Source organism: Streptomyces odontomachi (assembly GCF_024435355.1).
GTDB classification, from domain to species: Bacteria; Actinomycetota; Actinomycetes; order Streptomycetales; family Streptomycetaceae; genus Streptomyces; species Streptomyces odontomachi.
Genome location: NZ_JAMJWG010000016.1, coordinates 40,993 through 60,897, shown reverse-complemented (window position 1 = coordinate 60,897; position 19,905 = coordinate 40,993). Strand labels below are relative to the sequence as shown.

Annotated in this window: 15 protein-coding genes and 1 pseudogene; 12 read left to right on the top strand and 4 right to left on the bottom strand. The window is 73.2% G+C overall.

The features are described 5' to 3' along the window. The first annotated feature begins 157 nt into the window (after positions 1–157). Both NQO67_RS28775 and NQO67_RS28770 read left to right on the top strand, forming a co-directional pair. The gene (locus NQO67_RS28775; protein ID WP_255953220.1) at positions 158–1,774 is read left to right on the top strand and encodes a hypothetical protein; all 1,617 of its coding nucleotides are present in this window, start codon (positions 158–160) and stop codon (positions 1,772–1,774) included. A 172-nt stretch (positions 1,775–1,946) separates the two neighbouring features. After that, positions 1,947–2,879, top strand: a complete 933-nt coding sequence (locus NQO67_RS28770) for an aminoglycoside phosphotransferase family protein (RefSeq protein WP_255953219.1) — start codon at positions 1,947–1,949, stop codon at positions 2,877–2,879. A gap of 29 nt (positions 2,880–2,908) precedes the next feature. Here NQO67_RS28770 and NQO67_RS28765 read toward each other — a convergent pair whose 3' ends face one another. After that, complete coding sequence (locus tag NQO67_RS28765) at positions 2,909–4,189, bottom strand: PH domain-containing protein (protein ID WP_255953387.1); 1,281 nt, start codon at positions 4,187–4,189, stop codon at positions 2,909–2,911. 221 nt (positions 4,190–4,410) lie between these two features. After that, the gene (locus tag NQO67_RS28760) at positions 4,411–4,992 is read right to left on the bottom strand and encodes a PH domain-containing protein (protein ID WP_255953218.1); all 582 of its coding nucleotides are present in this window, start codon (positions 4,990–4,992) and stop codon (positions 4,411–4,413) included. Positions 4,993–5,080: 88 nt separating this feature from the next. Between NQO67_RS28760 and NQO67_RS28755 the strand changes: the two genes are divergently transcribed. The 3 genes from NQO67_RS28755 (at position 5,081) to NQO67_RS28745 (ending at position 8,399) form a co-directional block, all read left to right on the top strand. Further along, the gene (locus tag NQO67_RS28755) at positions 5,081–6,232 is read left to right on the top strand and encodes an NADH-quinone oxidoreductase subunit D (RefSeq protein ID WP_255953217.1); all 1,152 of its coding nucleotides are present in this window, start codon (positions 5,081–5,083) and stop codon (positions 6,230–6,232) included. A gap of 95 nt (positions 6,233–6,327) precedes the next feature. Then, positions 6,328–7,647 carry a hypothetical protein gene (locus tag NQO67_RS28750; protein WP_255953216.1) on the top strand — a complete coding sequence of 440 codons (1,320 nt, stop codon included), beginning with the start codon at positions 6,328–6,330 and terminating at the stop codon, positions 7,645–7,647. Then, the gene (locus NQO67_RS28745) at positions 7,644–8,399 is read left to right on the top strand and encodes a hypothetical protein (RefSeq protein ID WP_255953215.1); all 756 of its coding nucleotides are present in this window, start codon (positions 7,644–7,646) and stop codon (positions 8,397–8,399) included. Before NQO67_RS28750 ends, NQO67_RS28745 begins: the two co-directional genes overlap by 4 nt. Positions 8,400–8,416: 17 nt before the next feature. Here the strand turns inward: NQO67_RS28745 and NQO67_RS28740 are convergent, their stop codons facing one another. Continuing rightward, complete coding sequence (locus tag NQO67_RS28740; RefSeq protein ID WP_255953385.1) at positions 8,417–9,520, bottom strand: SAM-dependent methyltransferase; 1,104 nt, start codon at positions 9,518–9,520, stop codon at positions 8,417–8,419. Between the two features lie 250 nt (positions 9,521–9,770). On the opposite strand from NQO67_RS28740, the gene NQO67_RS28735 reads away from it, so the two are divergent. Together NQO67_RS28735 and NQO67_RS28730 are read left to right on the top strand one after the other, a co-directional pair. Continuing rightward, on the top strand, positions 9,771–10,985 hold the full coding sequence (locus NQO67_RS28735) for a sensor histidine kinase (protein WP_255953214.1): 1,215 nt from the start codon (positions 9,771–9,773) through the stop codon (positions 10,983–10,985). A gap of 328 nt (positions 10,986–11,313) precedes the next feature. After that, positions 11,314–11,976, top strand: coding sequence for a response regulator (locus NQO67_RS28730; RefSeq protein WP_255953384.1), 663 nt, complete (start codon positions 11,314–11,316; stop codon positions 11,974–11,976). A gap of 39 nt (positions 11,977–12,015) precedes the next feature. Here the strand turns inward: NQO67_RS28730 and NQO67_RS28725 are convergent, their stop codons facing one another. Further along, positions 12,016–13,293, bottom strand: coding sequence for a threonine aldolase family protein (locus NQO67_RS28725; protein ID WP_374119184.1), 1,278 nt, complete (start codon positions 13,291–13,293; stop codon positions 12,016–12,018). 257 nt (positions 13,294–13,550) lie between these two features. On the opposite strand from NQO67_RS28725, the gene NQO67_RS28720 reads away from it, so the two are divergent. The 5 genes and pseudogenes from NQO67_RS28720 (at position 13,551) to NQO67_RS28700 (ending at position 19,561) form a co-directional block, all read left to right on the top strand. Continuing rightward, positions 13,551–14,522, top strand: coding sequence for a Rossmann-like and DUF2520 domain-containing protein (locus NQO67_RS28720; protein ID WP_255953213.1), 972 nt, complete (start codon positions 13,551–13,553; stop codon positions 14,520–14,522). After that, entirely contained in the window at positions 14,519–15,568 is a 1,050-nt protein-coding gene (gene panC, locus NQO67_RS28715) for a pantoate--beta-alanine ligase (RefSeq protein WP_255953212.1), read from the top strand. Before NQO67_RS28720 ends, panC begins: the two co-directional genes overlap by 4 nt. Before the next feature lie 101 nt (positions 15,569–15,669). Continuing rightward, positions 15,670–17,382 (top strand): annotated as a pseudogene (locus NQO67_RS28710) (L-aspartate oxidase); the annotation flags it as partial. A 179-nt stretch (positions 17,383–17,561) separates the two neighbouring features. After that, positions 17,562–18,629 carry a carboxylating nicotinate-nucleotide diphosphorylase gene (nadC, locus tag NQO67_RS28705; protein WP_255953211.1) on the top strand — a complete coding sequence of 356 codons (1,068 nt, stop codon included), beginning with the start codon at positions 17,562–17,564 and terminating at the stop codon, positions 18,627–18,629. Between the two features lie 134 nt (positions 18,630–18,763). After that, positions 18,764–19,561 (top strand): type III pantothenate kinase, encoded by a 798-nt coding sequence (locus tag NQO67_RS28700; RefSeq protein WP_255953210.1) that lies wholly within the window; start codon positions 18,764–18,766, stop codon positions 19,559–19,561. Positions 19,562–19,905: the final 344 nt, after the last annotated feature.

Below are 19,905 nucleotides of genomic sequence, written 5' to 3'. Positions count from 1 at the left end.
CGGCGACTCCAAGTATGCGATGTTTGACCGCTTTTGACTGCCGAAAGGAGTGTCCGGCGTCTCTTCTCCGATGTCTGGTGAATGTCTTCGGCATCTGGTACGGCGATTTTGCCGGGCAGTTCACCACGGGGGCGCTACGCGCGGTAAATTTCTGGCCATGTCACCTGGACGTCACCGCCACTCCCCGCCTCTGCACAAGATGCTGCCGCCTTCGGCGATTGCCGGCATCTCCCTCGTCTGTGCCGCGGCCACCTGGTTGTCGGTGAATGTGCAGGTGCTGCGTGCCCTGGCGGCGGCGGCCGCGGTGGCGACCGTCGTGTGCGCCATCGTGATGCGCAGCTGGGACCGGGTGGCGGGCAAGCGCGTCGCGGACCTGCGTCGGGCACGCGAAAGCGATGCGTGGAGCCACGAAGAACGGGTGGCCGAGCTCGAAGGCGACCTTGAGGAGTCGCGCGCGATACGCACCAAGCTGGAGCAGGGCCTCCGCCAGAAGCGGACCGAGCTGACCGCGCTGCGGACCGAGCATGCCGCGTTGCTGCGGCGGTACGCCACGGCGGAGACCGAGCGGGCCAGCGCCCTCGAAGGCCGTCGTCGGCTGGCCATCGAAGCGGCGCCCTCGTCCCGGGCGATGACTCCGGTACCGGCGGAACCGCAGCGTCCGGTGTCCCCGTGGCAGGCGGCGCGGGCTTCGTCGCGCCAGGGGCACGACGGCCAGCAGCCGACCGCCCGGGTGCCCGAGGTCCAGCGGGCGGCCGAGACGATGGAGTCCGGAGTCGTACGGTCCGGAGTGGCGCCGTACGAGGACGCGCCGTTCGGAGCGGCGCCCGTCGGATCCGGTGCGCGCGAGGCGGAGCGGTCGGGCGGGGCGCCGTCCGGGACGGGGCAGGTCGAGCAGCAGCGAAAGGGCGAGGAACCGCGGTCCGACGTTGGGAGGCGTGCCCTGCCGCCTGCGGCCCCGAAACCGACTCCGGCGTTGTTCCGACGGGCCAAGGCCGCGCTCGACACGCTGGGCCGGGCGGGAACGTCCGAGGCGGACACCGCCGAGCATGGGAGCGACGGCACACGGGAGCGTGCGAGCGACGGCATACGCGAACACGGGAGTGGCGAGGCACGCGAGCGTGGGGGCGATGGAGCACCCGGGCGTGGTGGCGATGGAGCACGCGAGCGTGGGGGCGATGGAGCACGCGAGCGTGGACAGGACGACACGCGTCCGGCCGACGACAAGCACGCGGACGTCGTACCACGGGTGCCGCCACAGGAGCCGCCGCCCCGCCCGGGTGGGGCGGCGGCCAGGCCGGGTGTGGTGGCGCAGCGGCCCGGTCTCGGGGTGCCCCCATCGGCCGTGGCGGCCCGGCAGCGGGCGTCCGGCGCCGGGGAGCAGCAAGCCGAGGCGCGTGGTGAGCGTGACGGGCGGACGGACGGCGGGCCGTCGGCATCGGGTCGTTACCCCGCCATACCGGCGGCGGCGACCGCAGTGCCCCCCGCGGCACCCATGCGGCCCGCACCCAAGGGCGGTTTCGACTTCTTCGGCAACCAGTCCGCGGCCGATACGGCGCCGCCGGCCAACTCGCCGTCCGCGCTGGACACCGTGCGCAACGCGGACCTCGCCGACGTGGTGGGCGACGAGGCGCTGGCCCTGCACAAGGCCGAAGCGGAGGCCGGGTTCAAACCGGCCGGCGCGATGGAGACCGGTGCGGGCCAGGTCATCGACCTCACCGCCCATGACGAGACGGAACAGATCGACGTGTCCGGGTTGCGGAACGCCGTGTCTTGAACAGTCCCCGTCCCCGCCCCCGTCCCCGTCCTATAAAGAGCCCCGCAGCTCTCTCTTCACCCGCAGGCGTCTCTTAAGGAGCGTCGCTCTTAGGAGCCCCGTCCTTGAGGCGGCCTGCGGAACGTCGCTTCTCAGGGAGGGGCGGCATCGGGGTGGCGCGTAGGGTGCCCAGATGATCGTGGTACCGGAAGCGTTCGTGCGGTACACCGTCGAGCGCGAGGGAGCGGCCGGGGCGGCTTGGATCGCCGAGCTGCCCGGGATCGTGGACGAGCTGCTGGAGCGCTGGGGGTGCGTGCCGGACGGTGCGGTCATGCACGGGGGCGTCGGGGTCGTCGTCCCGGTGCGACGCCGGGCCGAGGGACCTGCGGTGCTGAAGGTGTCGTATCCGCACCCCGGTAACGTCCACGAGCCGGACGGATTCGCGGCGTGGGGCGGGCGTGGTGCCGTCCTGCTGTACGAGCGCGACGACGAACGTTTCGCGATGCTGCTCGAACGGGTCAGGAGCACGACCCTGGCGGAGCTCGAAGGCGGCGAGGAGGTGGCGAGGGTCGCCGGACGGATCAGCCGCCGGCTGGCCGTGCCCGCACCACCCGGCCTGCCCCGGCTTGCGGACCAGGCCGAGGGCTGGGAGGAGCAGCTGCGCAAGGACGCCGCGCAGGTGGCCCACAGCATGCCGCAGCGCCTGGTCGACGCCGCTGTGGCGACCGTGCGTGAACTGGGCCGCAGCCAGCCGCACAGCCTCGTCCACGGCGACCTCCACCCCGGGAACATCCTGCGGGCCGACCGTGAGCCATGGCTGGCCGTCGACCCCAAGGGATACGTGGGAGACCCCGGATACGACGGTGGCACGCTGCTCAAGACGCGGGCGCTGGCCTTCCTCGCAGCGGACGACGTCCGCAAGGCCATCCACCACACGGTGGACGTCTTCGCCGAGGCCGCGGAACTCGATCGTGCACGTGTCCGGCGCTGGGCCCAGTTCCGTGCCGTCGAAGGCGCGCTGTGGGGCCACCGCCACAGATTCCGGATCGCGCGCGGCGGAGCAGAGCTGGCCCGGCTCACGGCATTCGCTGAGCACATGGCGGAGTTGCTCATGGAGCCCGGCTAGCCGGGGCCGGCGGTACCGAAGGCCGGGCTCTACGCCATCCACCGGTCGGGCCGTGCGGTGCGCCGGCCCGTGCGGGAACGGTCGGCCTGGGCATAGAGAAGGGTCTCGGCCTCCGCGCCGTCCCGCAGGTGGGCCGACACGGTGCTGCCCGCACCGGTGTCCACGTGGACGTCGGCCAGCCCCCAGGCCCGTCGCCAGGGTCCCTGCACCAGCCGGACGCTCTGCACCTTCGCGTGCGGCACCAGGGACACGCTGCGCCGCAGCAGCCCGTGGCGCGCGGCGAACACCGCCTCGGTGACCGCGAACCCGTAACCCCGCCACCAGACGGGCACGCACCACCGTGCCCGCCGGGGCGAAGGAGAGAAGTCCTGCGGCGCCGTCACCCCCGGAAGCACCCGGGCGATCAGGCCCGGCACGGCGGTGCGCGGCGCGACCGGCAGCAGGACGGAGTTGGACGAGCCCGCCACGTCCAGTTCGACGCGCGCCCAGCCGAGCCGGCGCCACAGCAGCGGTTCGATGATGCGGACGGCCTGCACCCGGCCCGGCGGCACCGTCTCGTGCTCCCGGTCGAGCAGGCCGTGGTCGATGCGCAGGCCGTCGGGGGACTCGGCCACCGTCCAGTCGTACTCGGCGATGAACCGGCCCACGCTCCGCGCGCCCGCACCGCCCAGCAGCGGCAGGGCCACTGCGATGACCGTCCACGGGCTGTGCGTGAGCACCCACAGCACCGGCGGAACGACCAGCGCGACGACCACCGGCCCCCAGGCGGAGCCGGTCAGCGCGACCGAGAGCGCCAGGGTGCGCGGTGGCACGTGCAGCAGTTGGCGGGCCGGTGCCTCGCCCACCGTGTGCGCCGTCTCGGGGGCGAAACCGGCGGCGCGGGCGAGCAGCTCGGCGCGTAGCTCCCGGGCGTCGCGTTCGCCCAGGTAGGCCAGTTCGTCCTTCTTGTCCGTGCCGACGACGTCCAGCTTGAGTTTGACCACGCCGACGAAACGGGCCAGCAGGGGCTGCGTGACGTCCACCGCCTGCAAGCGGTCGAGTCGGATGTGCGCGGTGCGCCGGAAGACCAGTCCGGTGCGGATCCGCAGCTCCGTGTCGGTGACGGCGAAGTGGGTGAACCACCAGGTCAGGAACCCGTACAGGGCGCCGCCCGCAACCAGTACCGCGATGCCGGCGAGCAGCGCGGCGGTGGTGAGCTGGGAGACCCGGTGCTGCACCGTGTCGGGGTCGTGCACCGCCCAGCCGATCACCAGCGCGATGGGCGCCCAGGCGCGACGCCATGGGGTGATCGGGTGCAGGCGCCGTTCCATCCCGGCGGTGACGGGCTCGGGGGCGCGCTGGGCAGGCGTCCCCGCTTCGCCCGGGGAGCCGTCTGCGCGCGGGGAGCCGCCCGCGCCCGGTGTGCCACCCACGCCCACGCGCGCCGTGCCTCCCGCCCCTGCCGTGCCGCCCGCCCCCGGCATGCCACCCGCCCCCGGCGTGTCGCCCACGGGTCGCGCGTTGTCCTGCGCCCCGTCCGTCCCGGCGGTCGTCACAGCCCCGCCGATCGGGCCTCGCCGAGTTCGGTGAGGCGGTCCCGGAGGCGCTCGGCCTCCTCGGGCAGCAGGCCGGGGATACGGGCGTCGGTCGCCGCGGCCGCGGTGTGCAGTTGGAGGCCGGCCAGGCCGAAGTACCGCTCGACGGGTCCGGAGGTGACCTCCACGAGTTGCATCCGGCCGTACGGCACGACCGTCTCCTCGCGCCACAGCACGCCCCGGCTGATCAGCAGGTCATCGGCCCGTTCGGCGTACTTCCAGGAACGCCAGTTGCGCACCAGCATGCGGTGGCCGGCCAGGAGTGCCGCGAACGGTACGACCGCGCACCCCGCCCAGCCGGGCCCGGCGAGCACTCCCGGCAACACGCCGGCGGCCACCGTCGCCGGCACCAGCCACGCGACCAGTATCAGCTGGCGCATCCGCAGCAGCCCGCGCGGCAACCCGAGCCATCCGTCCCCGGGCTGCCGGGACCCGCCCGTCTCGGACGCGCCCGTCCCGGTCCCGTCCGTCCCGGTCCCGTCCACTGGGGACCCGTCCGCCCCGCCGGATCCGATCGCGCCGCCAGTCCCCGTCTCCATGCCGCAAGCGTACGTAGGAGACACTGGCAGTGGGCCATCGATGAGCAAGTGGGCCCATCGATGAGCATGGGAGGAGACGCTGCCGGTGATGAGTCCCAGGACACAGACCACGGTCGGGGTCGGTGGTGCGGCGGAGAGCACCGACATGGTGCTCAACATCGGACCGCAGCATCCGTCGACCCACGGTGTGCTGCGGCTGCGTCTGGTGCTGGACGGCGAGCGGATCCTCCAGGCCGAGCCCGTCATCGGCTATATGCACCGTGGTGCAGAGAAGCTCTTCGAGGCGCGCGACTACCGCCAGATCATCATGCTGGCCAATCGCCACGACTGGCTCTCCGCCTTCTCGAACGAACTGGGCGTGGCGCTCGCCGTCGAGCGCATGCTCGGCATGGAAGTCCCCGAGCGCGCGGTGTGGCTGCGCACCCTGCTCGCCGAGCTGAACCGCGCCCTGAACCACCTGATGTTCCTCGGCTCGTATCCCCTGGAGCTCGGTGGCATCACCCCGGTCTTCCACGCGTTCCGTGAGCGCGAGGAGCTCCAGGCGGTGATGGAGGAGGTCTCGGGCGGCCGGATGCACTACATGTTCAACCGGGTCGGGGGCCTCAAGGAGGACGTTCCGGCCGGATGGACCACTCGCGCGCGCGGGACGATCGCCTCCGTGCGCTCCCGGCTCGACGTCTACGACCGTCTGGTGCTCGGCAACGAGATCTTCCGCGGGCGGACCAGGGGCGTGGGTGTGCTGGCGCCCGAGACCGTGCACGCCTACGGCGCGAGCGGCCCGGTGGCGCGCGCCTCGGGGGTCGACTTCGACCTGCGCCGCGACGAGCCGTACCTGGCGTACGGGGAGCTCCAGGACACCCTCAAGGTGGCCGTCCGGCAGGAGGGTGACTGCCTGGCGCGTTTCGAGTGCCTCCTGGAGCAGGTGCACAACGCACTCGACCTCGCCGACGCCTGCCTCGACCGGCTCGCCGACCTGCCGCCGGGTCCGGTCAACCAGCGGCTCCCCAAGGTGCTCAAGGCCCCCGAGGGGCACACGTACGCCTGGACCGAGAACCCGCTCGGCATCAACGGCTACTACCTGGTGTCCACCGGCGAGAAGACCCCGTACCGGCTGAAACTTCGCTCGGCCTCGTACAACAACGTCCAGGTCCTCACGGAGCTGCTGCCCGGCACGCTGGTCGCGGACATGGTGGCGATCCTCGGGTCGATGTTCTTCGTGGTGGGAGACATCGACAAGTAGGGGCCGCGTGGAGGCCACGTAGAGGCTCGGAGAACCGGATTGCCGGTTTCCCGGGGCGGCCCGGTGATGTCGGTGGTGTCTCCTACAGTCTCCGCATGACGGAGATACCCCCCTGGTGGGCGGAGCTCACCGCCTCGCCCCGCACTGCCCGGTTGGGCATCGGCTGGCGTCCTCCCTCGGCGTGGGATGACGACCCGAAAGACGAGGTGTCCCTCTTCGGCACCATGCGCACCGGTTCCGACGAGTCCCTGGACGCGCGTATCCGCGAGGGCAAGGTCCTGGTCGGCACCGGGCCCGAAGTGGAGCAGCGCGGCATCCCCAGCGAGGTGCCGGTGCACTGGTACCTGGACCCCGCCGATCCGTCGCGCCTGTGGTGCGCACTCGGGTCCTTCTACTTCGCCTGGCTGTGGGTCCCGGTGGAGCCGGAGCCCGAGGCCCTGGCCGAGGTCGTCTCCCACAGCCACCCCAAGCCCGCGCTCAACGACCTGGACATGGCCGGCTTCACCCGTGCGTACCTGGGGCGGACCACTCAGGTCGCGCTACCGAACGTGTACTCCGGCGACATGGTCGAGTTCAACGGCCACGACCTGGACCGCTACTTCGTCGGAGTCCAGTACGCGGAGACGGGCCACTGGGCCAGCTCCCTGACGAACGACCCGCTGCGTGACGACTTCCAGGCCTCCCCGATCGCCTTCCTCGCAGCCGGCAGGGACAACAACTCGCAGGCCCAGCGGCTCGGCCGTGTCCCGTCCATGACCTGGCGCATGCTGCACTCACGTGCGTACCTCTCGTTCGAGATCCACACCCGGTACGAGGTGTTCGTCTCCGTCCGCTACCGGCCGTCCCCCGCCTCCCACCGCCCGGTGGTGGAGCGGCTCAACCAGGAACTGGACGTCGACTACCCGACCGACCTGCCACTGGACGTCATCGGCGCGCTGAACGGCTTCCTCGTGTCGAGCGAGGGCGAGTTGGCCCACCACCTGGACGTGCCGTACGACGACGTGGACCCGACGACGCTGCGCGTCCACGCCGGGCTGTGGTGCGGGGACGTCCGTCGCACCCGGCGGCTCGCGGACTTCGTCGGCCACCCGTCCCGCGAGGTCCGCGTGGAGCTGGCCCGCCTGGCCAACTGGTACGGATATCCGTGGCTCGCCGAGGAGACGGCCCTCGCCGAGACCGATCCGGAGCTGCGGGAGGTCTTCGAGGACCTGACCGTCGGCGGCGGGGAACCGGACCGCTCCAACGCCTTCAACGACTACTTCAGCGACCTTCCGATCATCGTCGATGCCGCCGGCCGTCCCGTGGCGAGTTGGGGCGACGAGGACGGCGACGACGACGAGTACGACGAAGACGACGAGTACGACGAAGGCGACGAGAGCGACGAGACGTACGAGGACGAGGAGGACGACGCATGAGCGGCAGCGCACCGGCCGGCGAGCGGACCCTGCTGCTCGCCGAGAGCGCCGACACGGCCGCCCTGACCGCTCTCGCCGCGCGAAGCGGTTGGCGCCTCGACTACATCCAGCCGTTCGAGCACGGCGGGACGACTCAGCGGGTGTGGGTGGTGGAAACCCCCTCGCGCGACGGGGGCGAGAACGCGGCCGATCCGGATCACGACACGCTCGTACGGGAGTTGGAGCACCACGCTCACGGCACCCGCTGCGTGTCCGTGAGCGGCGACGATGCCGAGACCGTCGCCGAGCTGGCCCGAGCCGTGGCGCAGGCGGTGCCGACGGTGCCGCTGGACACCGTGCTGGACGAGCTGCTGGCCGAGGACACCGCGCCGCGCGCCGTACTCCGCGGCCTGCGTCTGCTGACGTCCGCGTACGTGGTGGCGCTCGCCATGGGCACGGCTGCGGAGCCACCCCTCGGCCCACGGCACCGGGCCGCGGTGGAGCGGCTGCTGCGCCATCCGGAGCGGCAGGTGCGGTTGAGCACCATGCTGTGCGTGAACCGGTTGCAGAACCTCGACGCCGAGTTGCGCCGTCTGGTGATCGCCCGAAAGGGCTCCGAGACGGAGCTGGACTACGTGATCGATGCCTTCGTGAAGATCGAGGGGCACGCCGACGGGGGAGACGGAGGAGATGGGGGAGACGGAGGAAATGGGGGAGACGGGGGAGACGGAGGGGGCAGGGAAGACGGGGATACGGCCGCCTCGACCGGCTGACGGGTCCGGACGGGGTCCTATGGGCGCCGGTGTGGCGGCTCGGCTGGCAGATGCTCGGGTGGCAGATGGGGGAACCCGGCGGGATACGGCATCGCCACCGGCTGCATCAGCCAGCCGAAGGCGCCGAGCCCGTCCCGCGCGGTCAGCTCGGCGGCCTCTCCCGCGGCGGCCAGGGCGCGCACGTACGCAGTGGGGTCGGTGCCGGCCAGCGACAGTGGTGGGCGCGCCCCGCGCACGCCCAGCGCCTGGAGGATCGCACGCTGGGTGACGAGACGGGGATGGTCCTCCGGGCGTACGCCCGCGCCCGCCGCGCCGCCCGTGCCCGCCGCCGCGCAGGCGTCCAGCGCCACATGGGCCGTGATGTCGCACGAGCCGTCCGGGACCGGGGGCACCTCGCGGCCCTCCCGGAAGCCGGTCAGCGTGCCGTAGGGCGGACGGGCGGCCCGCACGTGCAGGTAGTCGACGGCGACCGCGAGACCGGCGCGCAGCGAGCCGACGGCCGCGGCCCAGGCGGCGTCACGCGGCCGGCCGATCTCCGCCCGCAGCCCGGGGCGTGACGCGAGCGGCCACCACCGCTCCAGCCACCGTGCGTCGGGCCCGGCGCCGACCGGGTCCCCCAACGCCTCGGTGCCGTCCGGGCGCACGAGGACGCGGTGCGGCACCCCGGCGGCGTCGGTCTCGACGACGTCCACCGGGACGTTGTCCAGCCATTCGTTGGCGAAGAGCAGGCCGGTGACGCCGTGCGGCGGCTCAGTGCACCAGGTCGGCACGGCGGCGTCGGCGCTGTCCGGCTGCGTGCCGGGCGCCGGGCGAGGGGGCGCCGCTCGTTCCACTGCGTAGCCGCGTGCCCGGGGGGCCACGTCGGCGGGGAGTGCCTTGAGGACGGCGGTCACGAGTTCGCCGCGGCCCGCGCCCATGTCGACGAACGCCAGCTCGGCCGGGTGGCCCAACGCCTCGTCGACCCGGCACAACAGCCGTGCCACCGCCTCGGCGAACAGCGGTGAGGCGTGCACGGAGGTCCGGAAGTGGCCCGCCGGGCCCTCCGGGCGCAGGTAAAAGCCCCCGGGCCCGTACAGCGCCGCCTCGGCCGCCTGCCGCCAGCCGACGAGCCCCGCGTGCACGGGATCGGAACCCCCGGCCCCGCCCGTCCCGGCGGCGCTGGCGCCATGGGCGCCGCTGTCGGCGCTGGTCACTGCACCGCCGGCCACGGGGCCGGCGTCCCGTGTCGGTCCTGCGTTCGGCTCATCCGTCACAGCCCCAGGTTAGGCATCGGCTCCGAGGCGACCTCCACCTTGCGGAGTACACGGCGAGCGCATGGATCGACCCTTCGGCTGACTCCTGCATGGTGCACGCGTCTCTACGCTGGGTTACGTGCAGCGCCTTTACGACTTTCTCCGCAGACACCCGACATGGGTCGACAGCTTTTGGGCCGTCGTCCTGCTCGGTGTCCAAGGCGTCAGTCTGGCGGCGAGCGGCCCCGAGGTCCGAAACGACGAGCCGTCGTTTGCGGCGATCCCGATCTCCCTGGCCCTGGGTCTGGTGATCGCGCTGCGTCGGCGCATGGCCGACCGGATGCTGGTGCTCGCCACGGTCGCCGGGCTCGCACAGGTGGCCGCCGGGGTGCAGGTGATGCCCCTCGACTTCGCCATGCTGGTGATCATCTTCACGGTGGCCGCCAACGATCAGCGGTGGGCGTCGCGCTTCGGTCTCATCGCGGGGCTGTGCGCCGCACCCGTGGCGGAGCTGGCGCGGCTCACGGGGCCCATGGACAACCCGAGCACCCTCGGCAAGGTGCTCGTCACGGTCTTCCAGATGGTGCCGTTCGCGTTGGCCTGGGTGCTCGGCGACTCCCTGCGCACCCGTCGCGCCTACTTCGCCCAGTTGGAGGAGCGCGCGGCCCGCCTGGAGCGGGAGCGCGAGGCGCAGGCCAAGGTCGCGGTCGCGGCGGAGCGCGCCCGCATCGCGCGCGAGCTGCACGACGTGGTGGCGCACAACGTCTCGGTGATGGTGGTCCAGGCGGACGGCGCGGCCTACGTCCTGGACGCCGCCCCCGACCAGGCCAAGAAGGCCCTGGAGACGATCTCCGGCACCGGCCGCCAGGCGCTCGCTGAGATGCGCCGGCTGCTGGGCGTGCTGCGCACCGGCGAACAGCGCGAGAGCGGCGAGTACGTGCCGCAGCCGGACGTCGAGCAGCTCGACGAGCTGATCGACCAGGTGCGCGCGGCAGGCCTGCCGGTCGACTTCAAGGTGGAGGGCACGCCCCGCCCGTTGCCCAGCGGGGTGGAGCTGACCGCCTACCGGATCGTCCAGGAGGCGCTCACCAACACCCGCAAGCACGGCGGTCCCGAGGTCGGTGCGAGCGTGCGCCTGGTCTACTTCGACGACGGCCTGGGGCTGCTGGTGGAGGACGACGGTGCCGGTGCCTCCGACGAGGCGTACGAGGAGGGCGGCTCCGACGGGCGGGGGCAGGGCCTGATCGGCATGCGGGAGCGCGTCGGCATGGTCGGCGGCACCCTGGACGCCGGCCCGCGCCCCGGGGGAGGCTTCCGTATCAGTGCCCTGTTGCCGCTCAAACCCGCGCACTGATGGTGGTGGCAGCGCGTATGGAGCGGCGGTGCGCACCGGCGAGCGTCGCACCCTCACCGAGCGTCGCACGCTCACCCCTGCCCGCCGATCCAGCACCCCCGTCCATGCGCGCTCGTCGGCACGGCCGCTCGGCGGCACGACCGCTCGTCGGACCCGGATACCCGCGTGCGCCCCTGCACGCCCCCTCGCACCTCCTACGCTGTTTCGCCCGGCCCACGAAGGGATGTCCCCGATGCCTCCGCTGCCGCCCACGCCACCCCCGCCCCGCACTCCCCCCGAGCCGGCTGCCGCACCCCCGCCACCGGGGCCCGAGCAGCCGATCAGGGTGATGCTCGTCGACGACCAGATGCTGCTGCGCACCGGCTTCCGCATGGTGCTCGCCGCCCAGCCGGACATGGCGGTGGTGGCGGAGGCCGGCGACGGGTTGGAGGCCGTCGACGTGCTGCGGTCGGTCGCCGTCGACGTGGTCCTGATGGACGTCCGTATGCCGCGGCTCGACGGCGTCGAGGCCACCCGTCGCATCTGTGCGGCCGCCGACCCCCCGAAGGTGCTGATCCTGACCACCTTCGACCTCGACGAGTACGCCTTCTCCGGGCTGAAGGCGGGCGCGTCAGGCTTCATGCTCAAGGACGTGCCCCCTGCGGACCTGCTGACCGCGATCCGGTCCGTGCACAGCGGGGACGCGGTGGTCGCGCCGTCCACCACACGGCGGTTGCTCGACCGGTTCGCGCCGATGCTGCCGGGTACCCCGCGCGACCCGCGCCACAAGGACCTGGAGCGGCTGACGGACCGGGAGCGCGAGGTCATGGTGCTGGTCGCCCAGGGCCTGTCCAACGGTGAGATCGCCGCCCGGCTGGTGCTGTCCGAGGCCACCGTGAAGACCCACGTGGGACGCATCCTCACCAAGCTGAACCTGCGCGACCGGGTACAGGTGGTGGTGCTCGCCTACGAGACCGGCCTGGTGCGCGCGGGCGGCGGCACCACCCTGTGAGCACGCACCCCGGCGCGACCGGGCCTTCGGTATGACCACTCACTCCGGCAGCCGGGCCACGAAGTCCGCGACCGCCTCCTTGACGTCGTCCGGGGTCCACTCCAAGCCCGCGGCAGTGACGGTGACCTCGGTGAACGCGGTGCCGGGGGCGCCGTGCGCGGCCCAGCGCCAGAAGAGGCCGGTGCCGGTCTCCTCGGCCTGCCGCAGGGCCGCCTCCCGGAGGACGCCGGCGTCGTAGGGCAGCCACACCTGGAACTGGTGCGTGTGCGGCACCTCCGGATGCACCCGTGCCCAGGGCACGCCCGCCGCACCGAAGCCGTCCTTCAGCGCACCGGCGACCACGCGCGCGTGGGCCACGTAAGAGGGCAGCCTGGACAGCTCCTGGTCCAGGCCGGTCAGCGCGGCGAGTGCGGTCGGGAACTGCTGGTAGACCATCCCGCCGTAGCGGTGCCGCCAGGCCCGCGCCTCGTCGGTCAGCGTGCTGGGCCCGGCGAGCGCGGCGCCGCCGAGGCCGCCGAGCGACTTGTAGAACGACACGTAGACGCTGTCCGCGAGCCCGGCGATCTCCTCCAGCGACCGCCCCAGGTGGGTGGTGCACTCCCACAGGCGGGCCCCGTCGATGTGCACCACGGCGTCGCGTTCCCGCGCCGCGCCCACCAGCGCCGTCAGCTCCTCCCAGGAGGGCAGCAGGAAACCGGGGTCCCTAAGGGGCAGTTCCAGCATCAACGTCCCGAAGGGCTCGTCGAGCGCACGCACCTCCTCGGCGGTCGGCTGGCGCGGCGCGGTCGTCGGGTGCACGGTGCGCAGGCCGCTGAGCGTGCTCAGGGCGCCGCGTTCGTACACCTCCGGGTGGGCCAGCGGGTGCAGGGCCACGGTCGGGTTCCCGGTGCGGGCGGCCCAGCAGCGCAGGGCGACCTGCTGGGCCATGGTGCCGGTGGGGAAGAACACCGCGGCCTCGGTGCCGAGCAGGTCGGCGACCCGCTCCTCCAGGGCCGTCACGATCCCGTTGCCGTAGAAGTCGACGGGCTGCTCCAGATCGTGGACGCCCGCGCCGTCCGCCAGGAGCTGTCTCAGGCGCTCGCCCATGGAGACGTTCAACTTGGGAGTGTTCAGGGAACGCCGAACGGTCCGCATGGCGGCCAGGGCGCGCTGGGACGTGTCCTTCGCGGGGGCCGTCCCGGTGGTGTGCACGGCGTCGCCGGTGTCCGCGTCCACGCCGGTGTCACCTATGGCGCCCCCGGCGTCACCGTCGTCCGTGCCGCCGGTGCTGCGGGCCTCGTCGGCCTCGTCGGCGCTGTCCGTATTGCTCTCGACCATCCCATGAGCATGACCTACGCGACCGTGAGCGCCCACCGGCTTGTCCCGTCGCCGGCTGGTGTCCGGACTTCTGGACGATCACATTCCGTAGGCCCCACGGGGTGCGGGAGCGCCCCACTCCGCGCGGTTTCCGCCTCCGAGGCCGTTTCGGTTGATCACAGCCTGTGGATAACGGAACAGGCTCGTGCGCCAATAGCGTTAACATGACGAGAAATCGTCCGGTACCCCAGCGGACTGGAACGGAAGGGCCGCGTCGAGTGAACACCTCTCACCCACCCGATCCGAGCACCCGCCCCGCGCGTCTTGACGTCGGCGTGGTGGGCGCGGGCCGCGTCGGGCCCGCCCTGGCCGCCTCGCTCCAGCTCGCCGGACACCGTCCGGTCGCCGTCTCCGCGGTGTCCGACGCCTCCCTCCGGCGGGCCGCGGCACTGCTGCCCGACGTGCCGGTGGTGCCGCCCGGCGAGGTACTCGCGCGGGCCGACCTGGTCCTGCTGACCGTGCCCGACGACGCCCTGCCCGCCCTCGTCGAGGGACTGGCCGAGACCGGCGCCGTACGCCCCGGGCAGCTCCTCGTGCACACCTCCGGGCGGTACGGCACCCGCGTGCTCGACCCCGCGCTGCGGGCCGGTGCGTTGCCGCTCGCGCTGCACCCGGTGATGACGTTCACCGGCACGTCCGTCGACGTCCAGCGGCTGGCCGGCTGCTCCTTCGGGACCACCGCGCCCGAGGAGCTGCGGCTCGCCGCCGAGGCGCTGGTGATCGAGATGGGCGGCGAGCCGGAGTGGATCCCGGAGTCGTCCCGGCCGCTGTACCACGCGGCCCTCGCACTCGGCGCCAACCATCTGGTCACCCTGGTCGCCCAGTCCATGGAGCTGCTGCGCGCCGCAGGCGTCGCGGCCCCGGACCGGATGCTCGGCCCGCTGCTGGGCGCCGCCCTGGACAACGCCCTGCGGTCCGGTGACGCCGCCCTCACCGGACCCGTGGCGCGCGGCGACGCGGGCACCGTCGAGGCGCACGTCGCCGAGTTGCGCGAGCACGCACCGGCCATGGTGGCCGGCTATCTGGCGATGGCACGCGCCACCGCCGACCGGGCCCTGTCCCACGGACTGCTCAAGCCCGAGTTCGCCGAGGACCTGCTCGGCGTGCTGGCGCACGGTGCCGAGGGCGGCACCGGGCGCTCCAAAGGTGGCCAAGGCGGTCAGGGCGGCTCGGACGGAGGCAACCGGTGACCACGCTGCTGCACACCGCGGACGAGCTGTCCGCGCGCGCCCGTACCGGATCACGCGCGGTCGTGATGACCATGGGCGCCCTGCACGAGGGCCACGCCACCCTCATCCGCACGGCCCGACAGCTCGCCGACGCGGCATCCCAGGGCAAGCGGCGAGGCGAGGTCGTCGTCACGGTCTTCGTGAACCCGTTGCAGTTCGGCGCGGGGGAGGACCTGGACCGTTACCCCAGGACGCTCGACGCCGATCTGAAGATCGCCGAGGAGGCGGGCGCCGACGTGGTGTTCGCGCCCGACACGCAGGAGGTCTACCCGGGCGGCAGGCCCCAGGTGACCATCGCGGCGGGCCCCATGGGCGAGCGCTACGAGGGCGCCTCGCGCCCCGGCCACTTCGACGGGATGCTCACGGTCGTCGCCAAGCTGCTGAACCTCACCCGCCCGGACATCGCCCTCTACGGGCAGAAGGACGCCCAGCAACTCGCGCTGATCAGGCGCATGGTGCGGGACCTGAACTTCGCCGTGGACATCGTCGCCGCCCCCACCGTGCGGGAGGACGACGGCCTGGCCCTCTCCAGCCGCAACCGCTACCTGTCCGGCACCGAGCGGCGCACCGCCCTGGCGCTGTCCCAGGCCCTCTTCGCGGCCCGCGACCGGCTCGCCGCCCTGGAGGCGCTGCGCGCTCGCGCCCGGCTCACCCCCACCTCCCAGGAGCGCGTCGACGCCCTGACGGCGCTCGGCGAGGCCCGCGCGGCAGCCGATGCGCACGCCGTCGCGGAAGCGGTGCCCGGTGGTCCGGGGGACACCGCACCGGCACACCGGGTGCTCGGTGAGGCCGTGCTCGCCGCGGCCCGCCAGGTGCTCGACGAGGCGGCCACCCGCAAGCCGCCGCTCCACCTGGACTACGTGGCCCTCGTGGACCCGGCCGACTTCACCCCGATCGCCGACGACCACACCGGGGAGGCCGTCCTCGCGGTCGCCGCGAAGGTCGGCGGCACCCGTTTGATCGACAACCTCCCGCTCACTTTCGGACCCCTGGGAGCCGCCCAGTGACCGGCACGCAGCATTCGGTACGGAGCACGACACCCGACCCCGAGCCACCCGTCCACCCGGCCGGTGCACCGGCCGCTCCCGGGGCCCCCGCCCCCACCGGCATCCGTCTGCACGCGCCCGCCCCGGGCTGGTCGCTCACCGCTGACGTGGTGGTCGTCGGGTCGGGCGTGGCCGGCCTGACCGCGGCGCTGCGCTGCTCGGCCGCCGGGCTGCGCACCGTCGTGGTCACCAAGGCCCGGCTGGACGACGGCTCCACACGCTGGGCGCAGGGCGGCATAGCCGCCGCCCTCGGGGAGGGCGACACCCCCGAGCAGCACCTCGACGACACCCTGGTCGCCGGCGCCGGCCTGTGCGATCCCGCGGCGGTGCGCACCCTCGTCACCGAGGGCCCCGGCGCGGTACGCCGCCTCATCGAGAGCGGCGCGCACTTCGACACCTCCGCCACCACCGGCGGCCTCGCCCTCACCCGCGAGGGCGGGCACCACCGCAGCCGGATCGCCCATGCGGGCGGCGACGCGACCGGCGCCGAGGTCTCCCGCGCCCTGGTCGCCGCGGTCCGCGCCCACGACATACCCACCGTCGAGAACGCCCTGGTCCTGGACCTGCTGACGGACGCCGAAGGCCGCGCCGCCGGCGTCACCCTGCACGTCATGGGCGAGGGCCAGCACGACGGCGTGGGCGCCGTGCACGCCCCCGCGGTGGTGCTCGCCACCGGCGGCATGGGGCAGATCTTCTCCGTCACCACGAACCCGCCGGTGTCCACCGGCGACGGCGTCGCCCTCGCGCTGCGCGCCGGTGCCGAGGTCAGCGACCTGGAGTTCGTGCAGTTCCACCCCACCGTGCTCTTCCTGGGCGCGGACGCCGAGGGCCAGTTGCCGCTGGTCTCCGAGGCGGTACGCGGTGAGGGCGCCCACCTCGTCGACGCCGACGGGGTGCGCTTCATGACGGGGCAGCACGAACTCGGTGAGCTCGCCCCGCGCGACATCGTCGCCAAGGGCATCATGCGCCGCATGCGGGAGCACGGCGCCGCCCACATGTACCTGGACGCGCGGCACTTCGGCGCCGCCATGTGGGAGCAGCGCTTCCCCACCATCCTCGCCGCCTGCCGCGCACACGGCATCGACCCGGTCACGGAGCCCGTCCCCATCGCGCCCGCCGCGCACTACGCCTCCGGCGGGGTACGCACCGACCAGCGCGGCCGTACCACCGTCCCCGGGCTCTACGCCTGCGGCGAGGTCGCCTGCACCGGCGTGCACGGCGCCAACCGGCTCGCGTCCAACTCCCTCCTCGAAGGCCTCGTCTACGCGGAGCGCATCGCCGACGACATCGCGGCCCGGCGCTCCGCCCCTGCCCTCGACGGGCCCCAGGGCGCCCTCCAGGAGCGCGTGCCCGCTCCCGTGGCGGCCCCCGAGGTGCCGGCGCACCCGCTGCTCGGCCCCGAGGCCCGGTTCACGATCCAGCGGATCATGACCGAGGGCGCCGGGGTACTGCGCTCCGAAGCCTCCCTCGCGCACGCCGCCGACCAGCTGCGACGGCTCCACGAAGACGCCTGCGACGCCCTCGCCGAGCAGGGCAAGACCGCGGAGCCCGGCGTCGACAGCTGGGAGGCGACCAACCTGCTGTGCGTCGCCCAGGTGCTGCTCGCCGCGGCCCGCGAGCGCACCGAGACCCGCGGCTGCCACTGGCGCGAGGACCACCCCGAGCGGCATGACGACACCTGGCGCCGCCATATCGTCGTGCGCCTGAACCCCGACCGGACCCTCGCCCTGCGCACCACCGCCATGGAGGCCTTCCCGCCGACCACCCCGGAAGCGTCCCCAGCGCCCGATCGGGAAACTCCCCTCGCGGCCGACCCGGAAGCCACCCCCGCACCCCTCGCGTCCGCCGCCGAAGCCGGGCGCCCCACGCCCGCCGCCGACCCGGCGGCCCCGTCCACCCCCGCCGCCGGCGCCGCGCGCCCGCACCACCCCCGCCCCCAGGAGCAGTGACCCACGTGAGCACCCCCGACCTTCCCAGCGCCGCCGCCCCCGGCCCCCAGGGCGGCACCGACTCCTGCGGCCACGGCTGTGGCTGCGCCGGCGACGCCGATGCGCACGAGGCGGGCGCCGAAGACCCCATGGCCTGCGGTCTCGACCCGGCGCTCGCCGACCTCCTGGCCGACCAGGGGCTCGACCCGATCCTCGTCGAGGACGTCGCGCACCTGACCGTCGCCGAGGACCTGGACGCCGGCGTGGACGTGACCACCGTCGCGACCATCCCGGAGGACGCGGTCGCCACCGCCGACTTCACCGCGCGCGAGAACGGTGTCGTCGCCGGGCTGCGCGTCGCCGAAGCAGTGCTCTCGGTGGTCTGCACGGAGGAGTTCGAGGTCGAGCGGCACGTCGACGACGGCGACCGGATCATCGCCGGCCAGCCGCTGCTCAGCGTCACCGCCCGCACCCGCGACCTGCTCACCGCGGAACGCAGCGCGCTCAACATCCTGTGCCGGCTCTCCGGCATCGCGACCGCCACCCGCGCCTGGGCGGACGTCCTTCAGGGCACGAAGGCCAAGGTGCGCGACACCCGCAAGACGACGCCGGGGCTGCGCGCCCTGGAGAAGTTCGCGGTGCGCTGCGGCGGCGGTGTGAACCACCGCATGTCCCTGTCGGACGCCGCCCTCGTCAAGGACAACCACGTCGTCGCGGCGGGCGGCGTGGCGCCCGCCTTCCAGGCGGTCCGCTCCGCCTTCCCCGACCTGCCCATCGAGGTCGAGGTCGACACCCTCCACCAGCTGCGCGAGGTGCTGGACGCGGGCGCCGACCTGATCCTGCTGGACAACTTCACCGTCGTGGAGACCGAGGAGGCCGTCGCGCTCACCCAGGGGCGTGCGCTCCTGGAGTCCTCGGGCCGGCTCACGCTCGAGGACGCCCGGGCATACGCCGAAACGGGCGTCGACTATCTTTCTGTCGGCGCTCTCACGCACTCCGCGCGGATCCTCGACATCGGGCTCGATCTGCGGGAACCCCAGGAGTCCGACCCGGGCGCCGCGGCGGACGAGACGGACCGGGGCGGGGCGGAGTAGGCGAGCATGCTCTTGACCGTACGGTTTCCAAGAAGGAGTGGCCGCGTGCTGCTGACGATCGGCCCTCCCGTCGCCCCACCAGCCACCCCCGAATGGTCCCGGAGACCGTACGGTTCCCAAGAAGGAGTGGCCGCGTGCTGCTGACGATCGACGTAGGCAACACCCACACCGTCCTCGGCCTCTTCGACGGTGACGAGATCGTCGAGCACTGGCGGATCTCCACCGACGCCCGCCGCACCGCCGACGAGCTCGCCGTGCTGCTCCAGGGCCTCATGGGCATGCACCCGCTGCTCGGGGAGGAGCTGGGCGACGGCATCGACGGCATCTCCATCTGCTCGACCGTCCCCTCCGTGCTGCACGAGCTGCGCGAGGTCACCCGCCGCTACTACGGCGACGTGCCCGCCGTCCTCGTCGAGCCCGGCATCAAGACCGGGGTGCCGATCCTCATGGACAACCCCAAGGAGGTCGGCGCCGACCGCATCATCAACGCGGTCGCCGCGGTCGAGCTGTACGGCGGCCCGGCGATCGTCGTCGACTTCGGCACGGCGACCACCTTCGACGCGGTCTCCGCGCGCGGGGAGTACACCGGCGGTGTGATCGCCCCCGGCATCGAGATCTCGGTGGACGCGCTCGGCATGCGCGGCGCCCAGCTCCGCAAGATCGAGCTGGCCAGGCCGCGCAGCGTGATCGGCAAGAACACCGTCGAGGCCATGCAGGCCGGCATCGTCTACGGCTTCGCCGGACAGGTCGACGGCGTGGTGCACCGGATGGCCGCCGAGCTGGCCGACGACCCCGACGACGTGACCGTCATCGCCACCGGGGGCCTAGCGCCCATGGTGCTCGGCGAGGCCACCGTGATAGACGAGCACGAGCCGTGGCTGACCCTGATCGGCCTGCGCCTGGTGTACGAGCGGAACGCGAGCCGGCTCTAGGCCCTGTCGTCAAACTCCCGTCTGCCCGGCGGCGTCATGCACGCCCTCTCGCCGCACCGGGCACAAGCCCACGTACTCCCCCACTGCCTGAAGGGCGTGGGAGGTGCCCCCATGCGTACGCGGACTCGCGCCCGGCGCTCCCCCAAGCTCTTCGAGCAGGGGGGACCCCCAGAACACGCACCTGACGCCGCCGGGCCGCCCTTCGGGCAACGACGGGAGTTTGACGACAGGACCTAGGCGACGACGCCACCACGAAGCGGGCACACCACTGCGGCCGGGCAGCCGCCGGGCACTCGGGCGGGGCCCGCTCGGGTGCGCCTGCTCGGGTGGCAGGACGGCCTTTC